At 64.4% G+C, this 17,025-nt stretch carries 15 protein-coding genes and 2 pseudogenes; 9 read left to right on the top strand and 8 right to left on the bottom strand.

Features of this window, described 5'->3' with window-relative positions; all coding sequences use genetic code 11:
• Window positions 1-174 precede the first annotated feature (174 nt).
• Window positions 175-1,206, bottom strand: coding sequence for a DUF732 domain-containing protein (locus MKCMC460_RS17080; RefSeq protein WP_370652851.1), 1,032 nt, complete (start codon window positions 1,204-1,206; stop codon window positions 175-177).
• Window positions 1,207-1,740: 534 nt separating this feature from the next.
• Here MKCMC460_RS17080 and MKCMC460_RS17075 point away from each other — a divergent pair.
• The 3 genes from MKCMC460_RS17075 (at window position 1,741) to MKCMC460_RS17065 (ending at window position 3,358) form a co-directional block, all read left to right on the top strand.
• On the top strand, window positions 1,741-2,202 hold the full coding sequence (locus tag MKCMC460_RS17075; RefSeq protein WP_236984060.1) for a heavy metal-responsive transcriptional regulator: 462 nt from the start codon (window positions 1,741-1,743) through the stop codon (window positions 2,200-2,202).
• Window positions 2,203-2,495: 293 nt separating this feature from the next.
• Window positions 2,496-2,696, top strand: a complete 201-nt coding sequence (locus tag MKCMC460_RS17070) for a hypothetical protein (RefSeq protein ID WP_236982965.1) — start codon at window positions 2,496-2,498, stop codon at window positions 2,694-2,696.
• Between the two features lie 269 nt (window positions 2,697-2,965).
• The gene (locus MKCMC460_RS17065; RefSeq protein WP_236982967.1) at window positions 2,966-3,358 is read left to right on the top strand and encodes a recombinase family protein; all 393 of its coding nucleotides are present in this window, start codon (window positions 2,966-2,968) and stop codon (window positions 3,356-3,358) included.
• A gap of 15 nt (window positions 3,359-3,373) precedes the next feature.
• Here the strand turns inward: MKCMC460_RS17065 and MKCMC460_RS17060 are convergent.
• A pseudogene (locus MKCMC460_RS17060) lies at window positions 3,374-4,608 on the bottom strand (IS110 family transposase).
• Window positions 4,609-5,172: 564 nt separating this feature from the next.
• On the opposite strand from MKCMC460_RS17060, the gene MKCMC460_RS17055 reads away from it, so the two are divergent.
• Complete coding sequence (locus tag MKCMC460_RS17055; protein ID WP_236982975.1) at window positions 5,173-5,358, top strand: hypothetical protein; 186 nt, start codon at window positions 5,173-5,175, stop codon at window positions 5,356-5,358.
• Between the two features lie 437 nt (window positions 5,359-5,795).
• On the opposite strand, the gene MKCMC460_RS17050 is transcribed toward MKCMC460_RS17055, so the two are convergent.
• A complete protein-coding gene (locus MKCMC460_RS17050) occupies window positions 5,796-6,992 on the bottom strand; it encodes an Ig-like domain-containing protein (protein ID WP_370653184.1) in 1,197 nt (398 codons plus the stop codon).
• A gap of 111 nt (window positions 6,993-7,103) precedes the next feature.
• Here MKCMC460_RS17050 and MKCMC460_RS31820 point away from each other — a divergent pair.
• Window positions 7,104-7,229: pseudogene (locus MKCMC460_RS31820) on the top strand (MMPL family transporter); the annotation flags it as partial.
• 546 nt (window positions 7,230-7,775) lie between these two features.
• On the opposite strand, the gene MKCMC460_RS17045 reads toward MKCMC460_RS31820, so the two are convergent.
• Window positions 7,776-8,210: a recombinase family protein gene (locus MKCMC460_RS17045; protein WP_236982977.1), complete on the bottom strand. Its 435-nt coding sequence runs from the start codon at window positions 8,208-8,210 to the stop codon at window positions 7,776-7,778.
• A gap of 510 nt (window positions 8,211-8,720) precedes the next feature.
• On the opposite strand from MKCMC460_RS17045, the gene MKCMC460_RS17040 reads away from it, so the two are divergent.
• The 4 genes from MKCMC460_RS17040 (at window position 8,721) to MKCMC460_RS17025 (ending at window position 13,931) form a co-directional block, all read left to right on the top strand.
• On the top strand, window positions 8,721-9,395 hold the full coding sequence (locus tag MKCMC460_RS17040) for a MerR family transcriptional regulator (RefSeq protein ID WP_236982979.1): 675 nt from the start codon (window positions 8,721-8,723) through the stop codon (window positions 9,393-9,395).
• Window positions 9,396-9,704: 309 nt separating this feature from the next.
• Window positions 9,705-9,980: a DUF2892 domain-containing protein gene (locus MKCMC460_RS17035; RefSeq protein ID WP_309297902.1), complete on the top strand. Its 276-nt coding sequence runs from the start codon at window positions 9,705-9,707 to the stop codon at window positions 9,978-9,980.
• Between the two features lie 661 nt (window positions 9,981-10,641).
• Window positions 10,642-11,073: an MmpS family transport accessory protein gene (locus tag MKCMC460_RS17030; protein WP_236984062.1), complete on the top strand. Its 432-nt coding sequence runs from the start codon at window positions 10,642-10,644 to the stop codon at window positions 11,071-11,073.
• Complete coding sequence (locus MKCMC460_RS17025) at window positions 11,070-13,931, top strand: RND family transporter (protein WP_236982983.1); 2,862 nt, start codon at window positions 11,070-11,072, stop codon at window positions 13,929-13,931. The genes MKCMC460_RS17030 and MKCMC460_RS17025 overlap by 4 nt, the downstream gene beginning before the upstream one ends.
• 425 nt (window positions 13,932-14,356) lie before the next feature.
• Here the strand turns inward: MKCMC460_RS17025 and MKCMC460_RS17020 are convergent, their stop codons facing one another.
• The 4 genes from MKCMC460_RS17020 to MKCMC460_RS17005 form a co-directional block, all read right to left on the bottom strand.
• Window positions 14,357-14,992, bottom strand: coding sequence for a class I SAM-dependent methyltransferase (locus tag MKCMC460_RS17020; protein WP_236982985.1), 636 nt, complete (start codon window positions 14,990-14,992; stop codon window positions 14,357-14,359).
• On the bottom strand, window positions 14,989-15,693 hold the full coding sequence (locus tag MKCMC460_RS17015) for an adenylate/guanylate cyclase domain-containing protein (RefSeq protein WP_236982987.1): 705 nt from the start codon (window positions 15,691-15,693) through the stop codon (window positions 14,989-14,991). The genes MKCMC460_RS17020 and MKCMC460_RS17015 overlap by 4 nt, the downstream gene beginning before the upstream one ends.
• On the bottom strand, window positions 15,671-16,330 hold the full coding sequence (locus tag MKCMC460_RS17010; RefSeq protein ID WP_309297901.1) for an isoprenylcysteine carboxylmethyltransferase family protein: 660 nt from the start codon (window positions 16,328-16,330) through the stop codon (window positions 15,671-15,673). The genes MKCMC460_RS17015 and MKCMC460_RS17010 overlap by 23 nt, the downstream gene beginning before the upstream one ends.
• Before the next feature lie 150 nt (window positions 16,331-16,480).
• On the bottom strand, window positions 16,481-16,963 hold the full coding sequence (locus MKCMC460_RS17005; RefSeq protein WP_236982989.1) for a class I SAM-dependent methyltransferase: 483 nt from the start codon (window positions 16,961-16,963) through the stop codon (window positions 16,481-16,483).
• Between the last annotated feature and the right edge of the window lie 62 nt (window positions 16,964-17,025).

Below are 17,025 nucleotides of genomic sequence, written 5' to 3'. Positions count from 1 at the left end.
CTCACCGCCAACGCCGCCATCATGCTCATGCTGAATGCCGGGCAACACTATTGCCGCACCACCAATACGTGTGCACCAAACACCGCTACTGGATCGGGCCACCGGATGCCGGCCAGCCAGCCACCCCACGTTAAGCGGCAGGCTTGGCCGACGGCCGGCGGCTCGGTTCTTGTCTCATGGTGCGATCCTGATAATGCCTGGCGGCATGGGTCGCGTGGGCGACGGCTCCGCCGGGCCGCGACCGCCGTTGGCGCCACCACCGCCGCCGCCGCCACCGCTGCCGGCGCCGTCGCCACCGACGCCACCACCGCCAGCAGCACCCCCCGGCTGAGGAGCAACAACGGGAGGTTCCACCTGTTGTGGTGGGGGCGGCTCCTGGGGTGGAGGTGGGGGCTCCTGGGGTGGAGGTGGGGGCTCCTGGGGTGGAGGTGGGGGCTCCTGCGGCGGAAACGGCGGCTGCTGAGGCACAGGCGGCGGCTGCTGCTTTGGTGGCTGCGACGGCGCGGGCGCCCGTGGTGGTATGAGGATGTTCGCCGGTGGCGCCGGAATCTGCGGCGGCTTCGGCGCGATCGTCTCCCCTGCGGGAATGGCTTCGATCAGCGGAGCGAGCACATCGCTAGGCGCGTTGCAGTCCGATCGGTCGCCCCAGTTGTGGCTCGCAACGATGACGCCGCCGACGATCGAGTGCGGTAGCCGCACCGCACTGGTGGGTGTGCGTTGCTGCCATGCCGCCTGGGTGTTGATCATGTCCGAAACCGGCGGTCGGTCCCACAAATCGCAGTCCGAGGTGATTACGTTGTGCGTGTACGTAGCGAACAGGTGTGTGGGTTCATGTATTCGCGGAACGCGAGTAGCGCTGAAAGAAGCGATTTTGTCCTGGTGGAACGGGCAGTAGACCTGCACGGCCGCAGTGACGAAGCGGGAGAAGGTGCGCGTGAGGCGGTCACGAGGGTATCGGCGCAGGCTCGGGTCATTGTTGACCGCAAAGGTCGTCATCGACTCGACGACTCCATCCACCGGCATACCGCCGTCGAGCCGGCCACAAACTTGATGGGCTGTGGCGATCAGGCTTGGCGCGTTCGCGAGGGCGGGTATGCCATGTTGATCAAGCAATGCCAGAAACTGGTCGTCCTGGTTCGGGTCGGCCGCTGCTGGGCTGCCGCCCAGGATTGCGGCGCCGATGAGTATCACGGTGGCGGTAGCCATGGCTCCCGCGCGGCTAGCGGTGCCGGTGAACATGACAGTGGTTTCCGTTCTCTAAGGCCGTCGGGTTCGCGTGGTGATTGGTCGCACTGTGACGGTCAGCGCGGCGCCAGCCGCCAGGTTGAGGACTGCAAGCACGCCTCGGCGTCGAAGATCTGTCATCATTTCCTGATCGCTTTCCGCAGGCGCGCAATCCAGCGGTTAAAGCTGGTTGAGGCGGGTCGCGGGCACCAGGAGCAGGCGAAATGAGTGTCGCGGTGTGTCTGGTGCTGTGTCGCTTCGCAGTCGCGCCGCTTCGGGCCTCGGGTGCTGATGCGCTTGACTCGAACGGGCACTGTGCCGCAGTTAGGGGCCTCGACGAGCGGGCACAGCACGCCCTCAATCGCGGCCTTGCAGGCCTGGCAACAGATTTCGGATACCGAAACGACCACTATGCTCACCGCGATTACCTCCGATGCTGGCCGCGCCCTATGGCCGCCACCTAACACCAAATCAAGTGTTATCCTTCCAGTACGCTGGAAGGTCAAGGAGTGTTACATGCGCATTGGCGAGCTGGCGAAACTCGCCAACACCAGCACCAAGACCATTCGCTTCTACGAGGATTCGGGCCTGCTGCCGCAACCCCCACGCCGCGCATCCGGGTATCGCGACTATGGACCCGAGATCGTGGATCGGCTCCAGTTTATCCGTCGCGGCCAAGCGGCCGGACTGACCCTGCAAAAGGTGCGCCAGGTCTTGGCGATCCACGATCGTGGCGAGGTGCCGTGCGGGCACGTTCGGCAGGTCCTCAACACCCGCCTCGACCAGGTCCGAGCGCAGATCGCCGAACTCGTCGCCCTCGAAGGCCACCTGCAAACCCTTCTCGACCGCGCATCGCGTGAAGCGGCCACCGAACACGACGATTCCACGGTCTGCTGGATTTTAGAATCCGACTCCGACGCGCCCGCCGCCAGCGAGTTCAGCGACTCCCACGACCCAAACCGGCCATGTGCCACGTAGCGGACGGTACGTCACGTGTATCGAGCTGAGTAGCGAAAGCTGTTCGCTCCCAAGCTATTCAGCTACGGCCGGCCGGGGCCCTCGGGCGGATTGTCCTGGCACGACTTTAAAGCCCGTTTCGGCACGCAGTGATCCCCCGGTGGGGCTCCTCACAACTCCAGTCCCTGGCTTCGCTTTGAGCGGATCACACAGCCCACCCTCACCGGGGATGGCAGGAGGGGCCCCGGCTTTACGGTTCGGCGCCCCTCGAGTCCAGGCCTTGGCCGGGCGCCCTGTGCACGACAATGCTCGCCGTGACCGGCATCACCAATAAGAGCCTGCGCGCCTTGATGACCGGACTGCTCGGCGGCATGACCTACACCATGAACCAAGCCAGCTACGACCTGGCCCGCCTTAGCCTTGCCTTAGCCTGCCTTACTAAGAATCGCTACCGGCTCACCGGCGACGGGCTGCGTACGCGATCGTCTACACCAAAAGCCACGATCGCCTACTAGCGAAGCACGGCAGACGTTGTGAGCGCGGCGATCGGAGTCGTGCGGGACAAGACCTCCGATCAGGCTAAGAGTCAATAGGCGGCAGCGACTTTGGCGTGGGCTATCGCAAAGGATCGGTTGCGATAGACCCATTGGCGTTGGTGACAGCGTGACGGATCCCCGCAGGTCGCGGGCTATCGAAGCTCGTCACGAAAACACGCTCACGCAACGCCTCGCGCGAGACGGGATTCGATAGAGTCCGACCGGGGGCCAAGATCGGATACGCGCGGGTGTCTAGCGCAGACCAGAACCCGCAGCTGCAACTCGACGCCCTCGACGGGGCCGGCTGCCTGAAGGTCTACACCGACCACGCCAACGGACTGGTCGACACCACCACCGCCCACGGCGCCCTAGTCTTCGGCATGTTCGCCCTGATGGCCGAATACGAAGCCGCACTGATCCAGGAACGCACCCACGCCGGCTTGGCCGCGGCCCGCGCCCGCGGGCGACGAGGGGGTCGCACCCCCAAGATGACACCGGCCCTGATCGGCAAGGCTCAACGGATGTATGACTCCCGCCAATTCACCATGGCCGAGATCGCCGCATCCTGCTCGGTCAGCCCCATGACGATCTACCGCCACATCCGCACCGATCAATCTGCGACGAAACCAGTTGATGCGTAAAAGTTTTCGCGTCTTCTAGGCAGCCGCGTCGACCGTCTGCGGGAACGCCTTGACCTCGTCGAAGGCACTCCCTTGTTGCAGGCAATGGTAGAGCTGACCCAGGAGCTTGTTGAACAGGTGCCGGTTTGGCCGCGGCATGCCGGTCACCGTGTTCTCGGCGACGTCGGTAGTGCAGGCGGGCGGGTTCGCAAGTGCGTGGCGGCGGCGAACGCCCAGACCCACCCGGTGTTGGCCAACCGGTCGTTCTTGATGCGACGGTGACTGATGCAGATGGAGCGCCCCGAGGCGCGGGTAACCGGCGCGGATCCGGCGTAAGCCTTCAACGCCCGGGCATCGACGAACCGGCCCCGGTCATCGCCGATCTCGGCAAGCACCCGGGCGCCAGTGGAGTCAGCCAGACCCGGGAAGCTGGTGATCACGGCGTAGTCCGGATGCTGCTGAAAGGCCTCGGCAGCGGCCTGACCAAGGTCCATGACACTCGCGCAGGCGGTGTTCAGCGCCGCCAGCAGCGCCAGAGTCTGGCGTCCCATCGCCGTCTCAACCACAAGTGGTTGGCGCAGTTGAGGTTTGCGCAGCGCTGCCTTGAGCTCGACTGCGGTCGGGTCGATGTTGCGGCTGCGACCGGCCCGGCGCAGTGCCGCCGCGATCCGGCTCACCGACAGCTTGGCCGCGGCCGCCGGTGTCGGCGCGATCCCCAGCACGGCGCGGACCTCCGGGCTGCTGATTCCCAGGGCGAACCGATCCGTGAACACGGCCAGGAAGGTGGGATAGAACTCCCGCAGCACCGACCGTAATTGGTGGTGCGCCTTGGTCCGTGCCCAGATCGCGTCCTGATGGGCGCGGGCCAGGACCGCTATGGCCTGGCACAGTTCACTGTCCTTGGGCAGCTGGCGGTGCAGATGGGCATCGACACGCAAGATGTGGGCCAGGGTCATGGCATCGGCGTGATCGGACTTCGACCGTGCCACCGAGTGACGCTCTCGGTAGCGGGCCACCGCGAGCGGGTTGATCGCGTACACCGCCCGACCGGTCGCGCGCAGCGCACTGACCAGCAGTCCGCGCGGGGTTTCGATTGCCACCGGAATGGGGTCTTCGGCCCCGTCGCCGGCGGCGGTGAGCACCTCGACGAGCTCGGCGAACCCGGCCGGATCATCGGTGATGCGTTTCTTGGCCACCAAGTGACCGTCGGCGTCGATGATGGCGACGTCGTGGTGCGCCTCGGCCCAGTCGATGCCGCAGAAGAGTTTCACGTTGGAATTACCTCCGACCTATAGCGGGTGTTGGTGCTGGTCAGAAACCCCAGCAGGATGTGCAGCGCTCTACTTACGAGGCTCGATGGCCTTCCCTCCGATGAGCTGTTCGCGATCCCAGCGACCCGCACGGCATCGGTCTTCGTTGAGGGCTTCAGCGCCCGTAAAGACTGAGACGTTGCCTCCGTGCGAGGGGCTTGAACCACGACGCCAATCCCACCCAAAGACGACCTCGCGACCCCGACGCGACACGCTCGGTCTTGTCTGAGGACTCATCACGGTCCCGAAATGGGAAAGGCATTGCCACAGCATGGCCGCGAGGGACGAACACCCGACGAGATCCGCGGCCTCCACCAAGATCAGCGGCTGTTCGCTTCTAAGTAGAAATGAGACACCACGAGCTGGGGCTGGCGCCGCCCCTGGTGGACGCGATCAGCGCTGCGGTGCTTCCCTTCCCTCACGTCAGCAGCGTGTCCGCCACCGAGGTGTGATCCGTCGAGCCGGACTTGGTGGTGCGGCAGGCCTGCCCTTGTGCCCCGGTAGGCTGTGGGAGTCGTCAGCGGCGTGGGTGGCTACCAGTTGCTTGATCTGGTCGAGCGCTTCCTGTATGGTCCGCGCCCCCAAGGCCGGAAACTTCGCTGCGCAGGCGGCGTTCTTCCGGTGCTGCGGGCAGCGGACGATGTGGGCGGTACAGCGGTCAAGCATTCGCAGAACTCCTTGGTGGTGATGCTCAGAAAGTTAGCGGCGTGAACGGTGCTGATCCGTTGCGACGGTTAGCTCTCTGATCGCAGATCTGTTTGCAGCCAGCGTGGGCTCAGCCGGGCACTGCACGAGCCGAACAGGCCAAAGCGGATGCCGAAAAGAAAACCGGAAACAACCCGGTTCGGCCTTCCGCCAGTGTACCGGGCAGGCTGGAAGGACGTTCTGTTGTGGCCAGCGGTGTCTTCGGCTGCGACCAGGTATTCGGCAGCGACGTCGGCGCCGCGTACGACCGGCACCGACGGGAGAACCGTGCGCGCGGACCGCAAACCCAAACCCTCGAGTGAGACGAGATCTGATCTACTTTCGCTTCCCTACAAAAAGGCAGCGGAAGAAAAGCGTGTGAAGTCGTCGTGACCCGGCCCCAACCTCGCGGATCGATCACCCCAGGGCCGAACAGCGTGGGCCTTCGATATCTCCGGCTCAGGCTAGGGCAAAGCTCTAAGGGCGCTACCGGCCTGCCATTGCGTCCACGGCACACTCCAGTCACCGTTGTTCGGCAACGACAGTGGCGGGCCGCCGGTGTTGCGGACCTCGACGATGTCGCCGGGTTGGGAAAAGCCGAAGAACCATTGGGCGTTGTCGCCGTTCAGGTTCAGACAGCCATGGGAAGTATCGGTGTTGCCTTGGGCCCACACGGTGCTGTCGAGTTGGTGCAGATAGATGCCGTCGGGGCTGATGCGGGTGGCGTAGTTGATGGTCTCGCGGTAGCCGAGGCGGGAATTGACGGGCAAGCCGTAGGTCGACGAATCCATCACGACCGGATTGGCCTTATCCATCACCGTGTAGACCCCGGGTGGGGTCCAAAACGTGAGGGTTTGGCCGGCGACGGTTTCGGTGCCGCCCATACCCATCGAGGTGGGCATGGTGCGCACCAAAACGCCGTTGTCGTAAACGTTGACCTGTTTAGTGTTGTCGTCGGCGATAGACACATGCGCATCACCGATGCTGAACGACGTCTGCTTGTCCGCTTGGCCGTACAGTCCGCTACCTAGCGGCGCGCCATAAATGTTGGCCGCCACGGTGATTTTCGTGCCCGCCGCGTAGTAGTGCTCCGGGCGCCAATGGGCGTTTTGGTCATCGACCCAATACCAGGAGCCGTCGACGGCCGGAGCGGTCGTCACGGTCAGTCGGCGCTGCGCGGCCGCGCGATCGGTGATGGGTTCGTCAAAGTGGGCGACAATGACCGTTCCCACCCCGTAGATGCCGCCGTCATGCAGCGCCGCACCCGAGGTGGTGGTCAGCGACACCGCGGCCTGATTACTGGGTATGAGCGTGGTGAACCTGGACATCTGCGACGCGGGAGTTCCCGTCGGCCCGCGACTGGCCACGGTAATGGTGTAGGTGCGGCCGTAACCCAGCGGCACACTGGGCTTCCACACTAGATTGTCGGGAGTCATGACACCCGGCACCTGCGTGTTCTGGTCATTGACCATCTGCACCTCGGTCAGAATGCCGGTGGCCGCGCTCACCGTGACCGCGCCCAGCGGGTCGACGTTCACCGCGTTAAGGCCTGGGGTGACGGTGATGACTGCAGGCGTTTCACGGCGCGGGGCCGCCTCGGTGGGCAGCGCACCGTTGTGGCCATCGCCTCGCCCGATCACCACCACGGCCACAACGGCCATCACAATCACGCTGATCACGGCGACCGCGAGGAGGCCCATGCGAGTTCGTCGACCGATAGGCACCAGATGCCTCCTGTCCTTTCTCATCTTCGTTATCACCGGCGCCGCCCACTCAATGTGGCCGGCAAGCAGGGCAGCAGCACCGTGGGCACCGAGTCGATCAAAGCGGTCCGCGAGATCGTCGACGACTCAGCGTCGCCCACAGGACTCCAGGTGTACGTCACCAACCCGGCAGCACGATTAGCCCTGGCCTGCTGTTCGACACCCTGCTCGTCCGCTCCTGGATGACGCCATTCTAAGGCGGCGCCTGGACGCTGGTCCTTGGTGGCCACCACCAGCGCGGCAACGCCCGAGCCAGCTACACGCTGTTGTCGGACTTCCCTTCGCGGCCGCAATCGAAACTGTGCTCGCGGCTTCGGTCGCGGCTAAGGTGCCGATCAAGCGCGCGTTGCCGCTCGATCTGCAGATCCACGATCTCGTCTTGCCCATGCCGGTAGGCCACCCGCCGGCGTTGTACGGCGTTCGCGCGCCGGGCCAGCAGCGTTCGCGGCCATGCCAGGCCAGGATCGGGCCCAGCAGCCCGATCGGCTTGTGCGGGTAATTCGGGATGCGCCGAGCCCGGCCAAGGGGTCACGTGATGCCGCCGGGAGCTGGAAGCTTGCTCAGGTCGCGGTAGATGGTGGTCGGTTGACGCCGAACTCGGCGGCGATCTCGGCGACGGTGTAGCGATGGTTCCCGTCTTGGCCGAGCTCGTCATACATCTGCCGAGCCAGCTTGACCTGCCTAGGCCCAAGTTTGGGCTTTTGCCCGCCGGTGCGGCCGCGGGCCCGCGCAGCGGCCAGGCCGTCCATGGTGCGACATCAAGGCGTGCTCGAATTCGGCGATGGCGCCCAGGATGTGGAAAAACATCCGTCTCAGCGCGGTGGTGGTGTCGATGCCCTGATCGAGCACCACCAAATCCACTCCGCGGGCCTGCAGCGTGGCCGACAGCTCGATTAGATGCGCCAACGAACGGCCCAGCCGATCAAGCTTGGTGATAACGAGTTGGTCGCCGGTGCGGTTGGCCGACAGCAAAGCTTTGTCGAGCTCCGGCCGGGCGGGCCAGCTTGCCCGAAGCCTTATCCAGGAAGATCTATCACAGCCCGCCGCGGTGAGCGCATCGCGTTGAGCCTCGGGATGCTGGTCGCGGTGGAGACCCCGGTCATAGCCGATCCGCATGGGCCGGACCGTATCGCCAACCACCGACAGCGTGACGGTGGCGCGGCCACGGCAAGCGTTACATATTTGTCCAGCGCAAACGCACAGGCTGGCAGACCGTCGCGCGAACGATCGTTACCTAAACGTCCTGGATACACCAAGGTGGTGCTGTAAAACGATGCGGTTTGAGGGATCGTGACAGGGTGGATCATCGACCACCTCGACCTGCCGTCTCGGCGGAGCCGGCGCAATGGCTGATCGACCGGGTCATCCCCGGTGCGCGCCCTAGCCGGCCTTTTTGACCATGGTCTTGCCACAGCAGCAGCTCGGAGCGTGCTGGCCAGTGCATGTCGGCGGCGCCGCCTTGGTCACGGTTAGCTCGCAGCCGCAATCGCTGTCCGGACACCGGTAGAGCTCTCCCTCGCGGAACGGCATGCTCATCACCTGTTTCGTCGGTTTTCTGGACGTCCCCGACGGTAGAACCCATCCCTTGGGGCAAGGTCAACAATGGGGTGAGAGGAGATTTCGATTATGGCGCCGCAGGGATTGACCATCGGACAGGCCGCCAACGCCGCGGGCCTGACGCGCAAGGCCCTGCGGATGTACGAGGCCAAGGGGCTACTGCCCGCCACCGAGCGGACCGCGGCCGGCTACCGGCTCTACGACGAGCGCGACGTCGAGCTGCTGACCTTCATCCGCCGGGCCCGCAGCCTTGGCCTACATCTGGAGAACATCCGCGAAGTCCTCGCGATCCGCAATGGCGGCATCCCGCCTTGCGACGCGGTCTGCGTCCTCGACGCCCGCATTGCCGAGGTTGACACCGCCATTGCCGAGCTGCACGCTCTCCGCGAAACCCTCGCCGCCACTCGGAGTCGAGCCGCTGCTTGCACCGACGAACAGCCGGCATCGTCTGCCCAATCATCGAGGAAGCCTAGGCTATGGATCGCAAGGTCCGGCGGAGTTCACGTCATCCCGGGGGCGGAGTTCATCGTCATCCCGGGGGCGAACGCCGCGGAATCCATTTGGCCGCCGCCGAGACCGGGCGCCAGACACGTCATTTGGGGACTGCGATACATACTGGCTGGGCCCCCAACGGTGCCAGCAATATTTCGCGGACACACGCCGGTTCAGATTAAAGGTTGCGTCCGAGTTCGTGGACGGATCACGTCCCCAAATCTCGGACATAACCATGCTGGAATTTGTTGAGAGACAGGATCCATCCGATCACGCTCGGTTCTTTGGAACCGAGACTGAAACCGCGGGGTCGGCGACCTGATGTCCTCGTCGGGTGACCAACGCTGACTGAGTCCGCAACACGCAGCCAAACGGCTTCACTGGGCGCAGGTAGCGACATAAGGCACCGACACCCATACCCGGACGGGTATATCTTGGTTAACGTAGAGTCGGGAGGGTCTCCTGGCCACCAGCGGGGACTTCAATTTGATAGCCCGGCGTCATCGGCGCGGGCAACCCGTCGAGACAAAGTAGGAGCGATTATGGTGCAGGACCAGCTAGATGAGGTGTCAAATGAGCGTGGGGAATTCGGGGATGCCTAAGCCGCAAGGGTGGCCCATCGAGCGGATTACTGGCCTGATGGCCGGCGCTTTCGTGCTCACCAGCTTGGCCCTTGGGCGCAGGTTTTCAAGTCGCTGGCGGATCTTCACGGCATTTGTTGGCGCGAACTTGATACTCAACGCGGTGAGGGGCTGGTGTCCGATGAGCGTGCTGCTGCATCGCCTAGGCGTCCCGAGCACGGCTGAATGTCCACCAAAGATCGATCCTGATGTGTGAGCGATCAGCACCGCGGTGAGCGCCGGAGCTCACAAAGAGGCGCACGCCCGCCGGCCGGTAGCAGGGTGCCCTCTGATGCACCGGGGCGGTGGAGTAGCCGAACCGGTCGGCGATCTCTGCAGCAGAGACATCCTCGATGAAGTAGGCGCGCAACACCTCATAGCGGCGTGTCCCGCGCCGCGGCACCCCCGCTGCAAGCCACCGCGACATGAGGATCTGTTGCCCGGGGGTACCTGTGAACATTGTCGACAACACCCAGGGGGTATATAGGTGGATCGGCGCATTTGATGGGTATTTTTTTCGCCCGGGTACCGCGGACTGGCGGATGGCTCAGCCATGCGGCGAGAGCCGGTAGTAGGGCTGCGCCCCAGGCTGCTATGCCGTGTTGTACCCTTCAGAGTAGCTATACCCAGCCGGGTATTAAGGGAGGCCTTGATGTGGGCTGCGGACTTCAGATCTGATCGGGTGCGGATGTGGCTTTCCCCGGGTTTGGCGCGGATTTACCGGGGCCACCAACGCGGAACTGCTGCGCTAGGCCAATGGCGGTCTGCCCACCGGAAAGCTCCTCTACCACAAGTTCAACGAGCCGTCCGACGCAGCGACGTAAGGCATAGACAACGACTTACTGACAAGGGCGGGCCACGAGCGAAGGGACACTCCAATTCTCAGCATCCTCAAACGGGCTTGGGTAACCCTTGTCGTCGTAGTGGCAGTTTTTCTCGGTGGTGTCGCCGTCAGTCGGCTGCGCGGCGTTTTCGGCTCTGACGAGATCTTTACTGCGACCGCCAGCAGTGCCGAACCACTCGAGCCATCCCATGTCAAGCGGGTGATATACGAGGTTTACGGGCCCGACGACACATCGGGCAGCGTGAGCTATTTGAATGAGAACGCCCAGCCGGAGCAGGCAGAGTTCACCAGCTTGCCCTGGACGTACGCGATGACGACGACGGTGCCGGCGGTTATTGCCAACGTGGTGGCACAGGGCAACAGCGACCACATCGGGTGCCGCATCACCGTCAACGGTGAAGTCAAAAACGAACGATCCTCGGCCGGGCACCACGCCCAGACTTCCTGCCTGGTGAAGGCCGCATGAACACCGGTAGCGAGGCCCGTCCAAAATTCATGCGGTTCGTCCGCAGGTTCGCGGTGCCGATCCTCGTGGCATGGCTGCTGCTGACCCTCGCCCTGAACGTGCTTGTGCCGCCGATTGAGTCGGTCGCACGCAACCACGCGGTGACCATGTCGCCGCAAGACGCGCCGGCGATGATCGCCGCCAAGCGCATCGGCGCAACGTTTCACGAGTCGGACTCCGACAGCATCGCGATGATCGTCCTGGAGAGCGACAAACAACTCGGCGAGGAGGCGCACCGCTACTACGACGGCTTGGTGAAAAAGCTGCTGGCCGACCCCAAGCACGTGCAGCATGTCCAGAACGTGTGGGGAGATCCACTCACCGCCGCTGGCGTGCAGAGCCGGGACGGCAAAGCCGCTTACGTCCAACTCAATCTGGCCGGCAACCAGGGCAGCACCCTGGGCAACGAGTCCGTCGAAGCGGTCCGGGACATCGTCGACAAGTCAGCGCCGCCCAAAGGGCTCAAGGTTTATGTCACCGGTCCGGCGGCACTGACCACCGACATGAACGAAGCCGCCGATAAAAGCATGTTCAAAATGATGGGCGTGACGGGTGTGGTCATCATGATCATGCTGTTTATCGCCTATCGTTCCATCAGCACGGTGCTTCTGGTTCTGGTCATGGTTGGTTTCGAGATGGGCACGGCCCGAGGGCTCGTCGCGCTTCTCGGCAACTACGACCTGTTGGGGTTTTCGACGTTCGTCGTCGCCATGCTGTCCTCCTTGGCGATCGCGGCGGGGACCGATTATGCGATCTTTCTGATCGGTCGGTACCACGAGGCTCGTCAGGCCGGTCAGGATCGAGAAGCGGCCTATTACACCATGTTCCGCGGGACCTTTCACATCATCTTGGGCTCGGGGTTGACGATCGCGGGGGCTACCTTCTGCCTCCACCTGGCGCGACTGTCGTACTTCAAGGCACTCGGCATTCCGTCTGCGCTGGGACTGATCGTCGTTGTCGCGGGGGCGCTGACCGCGGCGCCGGCCGTTGTCGCCGTGGCCACTGGGTTTGGTTTGCTCGACCCGAGACAGATGATCAAGACACGCGCGTGGCGGCGCGTCGGCACCGCTACCGTGCGCTGGCCCGGCCCGGTGTTTGCCGCCTCGCTGGCCATCGCCGTGGTCGGCATCCTGATCATGCCGAGCATGAAGCTCAGCTACAACGACCGCTTCTACATACCCCGCACCCTGCCATCGAACGTCGGATATGCGGCCGCAGAGCGCCATTTCAGTTCCGCCACCATGAATCCCGACATCCTCATGATCGAGAGTGATCACGACATGCGGAATCCCGGCGACATGATCATCCTGGACAGGCTTGCCAAAGATGTCTTCCGATCGCCGGGAATCGCGATGGTGCAAAGCATCACCCGGCCATTGGGCGGGCCGATCGAGCACACGTCAATACCTTTCCAGATCAGTGCCCAATCGATTCCGATCCAAGAAAACCTGCAGTTCATGAAGGACCGGATGGCCGACATGCTCACGATGAGCGACGATCTCGGTGCCATCATCGGCTCGATGCAGCGGATGCAAGGTTTGCTGGCCCAGATGAGCAACACCACCCATCACATGGTCGGCGATATGCGCGCGATGCAAGCCACGCTGGACGAGATGAGAGACCATCTGGCGGACTTCGACGATTTCGCGCGACCGTTGCGCAGCTATTTGTACTGGGAACAACACTGTGTCAACATCCCCGTCTGCTGGGCGACCAGGTCGGTGTTCGAGGCGATCGACGGTGTGGACAAGTTCAGCGACAACATGGGCACGCTGATCAAGGACATGAACAATATCGACGCGATAGTGCCCCAGATGCTCGCCCAGTTCCCGCCGATCATCGCCGTCGCGACGTCCATGCAGGGAACGCTGCTCACGATGCACAGCAGCTTCTCGGGTCTGGTCACGCAAATGGACCAGATGACCGATACGGCTAGCGCGATGGGTCAGGCTTTCGACGCCTCCAGGAGTGGCGACTACTTCTACTTGCCGCCGGAAGCATTCAGTAATCCCGACTTCCAGCGCGGCCTGAGACTTTTCCTGTCGCCGGACGGCAAGGCGGCGCGCTTCATCATCACCCACGACACCGATCCGGCAACTCCGGCGGGCATTTCCGCGGTCAAGCCGGAACTGGGCGCCGCGCATCAAGCGGTGAAGGGAACGGCCCTGACCGACGCCAGGTTCTACCTCGCCGGGACGGCGGCCATCTACCGCGACATCCAGTCAGGCTCCCAATACGACCTGCTGATCGTGGGAATCGCGGCGCTGACGCTGATCTTCGCCGTGATGGTGATCATCACCCGCGCTCTGGTCGCGTCCTTGGTGATCGTCGGCACGGTGCTGCTGTCACTGGGCGCTGCCTTCGGGCTGTCAGTGCTGGTGTGGCAGCACCTCTTCGGCCTGGATTTGAACTGGATCGCGCCGGTGTTCGGGTTGATCATCCTGCTCGCGGTCGGATCCGACTACAACCTGCTGCTCGTCTCGCGGTTCCAAGAGGAGATCGGCGCGGGGCTAAAGACGGGCATCATCCGCGCCATGGGCGAAACAGGCGGAGTCGTCACTGCGGCGGGCCTAGTCTTCGCCTTCACCATGATGTCCATGGCCGCCAGTGACCTGAGCTCAATCGGCCAGGCCGGCACCACGATTGGCCTCGGCCTACTGTTCGACACCCTGATCGTGCGCTCCTTGATGACGCCCTCGATCGCGGCGCTGCTCGGACGCTGGTTCTGGTGGCCACTGCGAGTGCGCCCGCGCCCGGCCAGCCAGATGCTGCGGCCCTTCGGACCGCGCCAGCTGGCTGCGTTCCCTACCACTGGGTGAGGACGCGGATGCCGCGGCTATTATCTGGGGGTCGATCGGGCTGTTTATTACTGTTCCCGGTGAGGGACGGCGGAGTGATCTGGCCTAATTGGGAACAGTCTGATCGTTTGCGTTCCCGGTTGCGGTTTTCTGTAGGTGAGGTCGGAGGGTGTATCCGATGATCGCGCAACACAGTTCGAGTTGGTGGGAAGCGCGGGGCGGCACCCGGGGTCGAATTCAGCACGGATGCTGTGGAGCGTGCTGCGCTCATCGATGAAGGGTTGAACCCGGATGACCCAGCGGTGATCACTGCGCTGGACTTGGTCCGTTGGGAGCTGTCGCTGTTGGCTGAGTAGAGACCGGGGCTTGAGGACTTGTCGAACTCGTTTGGAACCCCGTGCATGTCGGCTGGCGGCGCTGGCCGGTGGGACGGTTGGTGCGGTGGTTCAGGTATGTGCTTCGAGGACCTGGAATGGTGTTGTCCAACTTGTTGATGGTTCGTGACTAGTGATGGTGAGGTGGTGGGCGGTGAACTCGTCGGCGAGGCCGGTGCCGAGGACGTCGCGGGCGTGTGGGCGTTCGGTTAGGCGCAGGTAGGCGTTGAACGCGGGTTGGGCGGTGGGTGGTTGGTCGAGGTCGACGGCCACGACCCGGCCTCCCGGGCGTAGCACGCGGATGGTTTCGTCGATGGCTTGGTCGCGGATGTCGGTGGGCAGTTCGTGCCATCCGAAGACGCTCATGACAACGTCGAATGTGTTGTCGGGGAACGGGAGTGCGGCGGCGTCACCTTCGTGCAGAGTCACGTTCTGGATACCTTGGTGTGCCAGTTGGCGTCGGCCGATGGCGAGCATTTCCGGAGAGATGTCGAGGGAGTCGATGATCGTGTCGGGGAGCCGGGCAGCGAGCCGTCGGGCGGCGTAGCCGGTGCCGCCGCAGAGTTCCAGCACGCGCTGCGGGTGCTGGGCGGCGACGCGTTGCGCGAGACGGTCGTGCGGTTTGCCCGGGATGAAGCGGTTGCCGGCCGCGAATATGGGGCCGGCGAGGAAGAACTTGACCCGGTTGCGGGTCCAGCGCCGTGTCATGACCGTGTTTCCTGTTCTAGTCTGCCGCGGTGTGGTTGGCGGGTGTAGTGGGTAGGTGCGGCGGTGAATCGGTGGGCGCATTCGGTTGAGCAGAACCACCAGTCGTGATCGTTGTGGCGCAGGCGGGTGGGTGCGGTGGCCGGGTCGATGCGCATGCCGCAGACGGGGTCGCGCGGGTAGCGGGCCGCGGTGAGCGCCACCGTATAGAGCTCGACGGGTGTGGTGATGTTGCGTAACGGTGTGGGGCCCAACGGTTGTGGGGTGCGTCCGAGCTTGGCGGCGGTCTCGCGGATGGGTTCGGTGATGACGGCTTGGCCGGCGCCGGCGAGCGCGGTGACGCGGGCGGCGATGTTGACGGCATGCCCGTAATAGTCACTGCCCTGATGAATTGCGCTGCCGTGGTGAATACCGGCGCGCAGCGCCAGAAAACCGTCCTCGTCGGCCACCAGGTCGGCTAATTCACCGATGGTGGCCACCATCTGTTCGGGTGTGGCGGCGGCGAGCATGACAGCGTCACCGATCGTCTTGACCAGGCAGACATCCGGGTGCAGCGCGGTGCGGGCCAGCTCGGCGAGGCGGGCCGCCAGCCGGGCGGCTTCGTGGTCGCCGCAGATCTCGGTGAGGACGCTGTATCCGGCCAGGTCAACGAACGCGAATGTCGCCTCGACTGTGCGCTGGTCAGTTCCGTTGTTGACGACCATGTGTGGACTCCCGTGGGCGGTGGCCGGGTGTGAGGCGGCCCAGTCCGGGTAGGAAGCGCCCGACCCGGGCGGTGTAGTCGGTGTAGGCGCGGCCGTGAACGCGGTGCAGGTAGGGCTCCTCAACACCGCGCACCTGCACCTCGATCCCGGCCACAGCGATGATCAGACCGGCGACCGCGATGGGGTTGGGCACCATCAACACCAGTCCAGTCAGCGTGAGGATGACCGCGGTGAAGATCGGGTTGCGCGCGATCGCGAACGAACCGGTGGTGACCAGGGTGGTGCGTTCGGTTTCGTCGACACCGATTCGCCAGGACGCGCCCAGCCCGAGCTGGGCGACCAAGGTCACGGCGATACCGATCACCGCGACCCCGATACCGGCACCGCGCAGCAGGGGATGCTCCAGAACGCCGATCGTCGGCATACCGGCGATCGCGGCCAGCGGGGCCCCGAACCCGACCAGCAGATAGCCCAGGTCGGTGATGGCCAGGGCCCACCATTCCAGGGACCCGTCGGGACGCAGGCTGCGCCGGTTGCCGCTGTCGCCAGTGCGGCGCAGCTGGATCCAGCGCCGGCACGCGCCGATGATCAGCATCATCGAGACGAACAACGCCAGCACGACGATCGGCATCACCATGGGAGTCACTCCTGGCTTGGAAGGGGTTTGGCGGCCGCCCCGAGCAGGTAGTCGCCGCTGATGCGGGTGGCCGACCCGAGCACCACCAGCCCGTGGTCGGCTAGGGCGTCGAGGAACTCCTCGGCGCTGAACCGGTCCTCGGTGGGGTGGTCAAACAGCCGCCGGTAGGTGGGTCGGGCCAGGGCATGGGCGGTGACCTCGGCGAAATAGAACCGCCCCGCCCGGGCCCAGGACCCGGGCGGCCTCACCGATCGCACTACGCCAGCCGGGGATATGGTGGATGATCCCGAAGTCGAACACCGCGCCGTAGGCGCCGTCGCCCGCGCCCACGGCGGCCCGCAGGTCGGTGGCGCTGCCGTGGGCCAGCCGGACCCGATCCCCGTATCGGGCCAGCCGCCGCGACGCCCGGTTGATCATCGCCGAATCCAGATCGACGGCGTCGACGCGGGCGGCGCCGAACTGCTCCAGGATCAGCTGACAGCCGTATCCCGACCCGCACCCTATCTCGGCCGCGACAGTGCCCGGCGGTAGCCGGCCACCGAACCGTTGCAGGACCGGCACGACGTAGCCACGTTCCAGCCACCGCCACGGCGGCGAGTGCACCACCCCGACCTCGGCTCGGTTCATCAACATCGCCAGCTCCTCTTCCGATCAACCCGGCCGACCGCACTTTGCATCGATGCCTAACGATGATG

The organism is Mycobacterium sp. 20KCMC460 (genome assembly GCF_022179425.1).
GTDB classification, from domain to species: Bacteria; Actinomycetota; Actinomycetes; order Mycobacteriales; family Mycobacteriaceae; genus Mycobacterium; species Mycobacterium kiyosense.
This window is presented reverse-complemented; position numbering and strand designations above follow the sequence as displayed.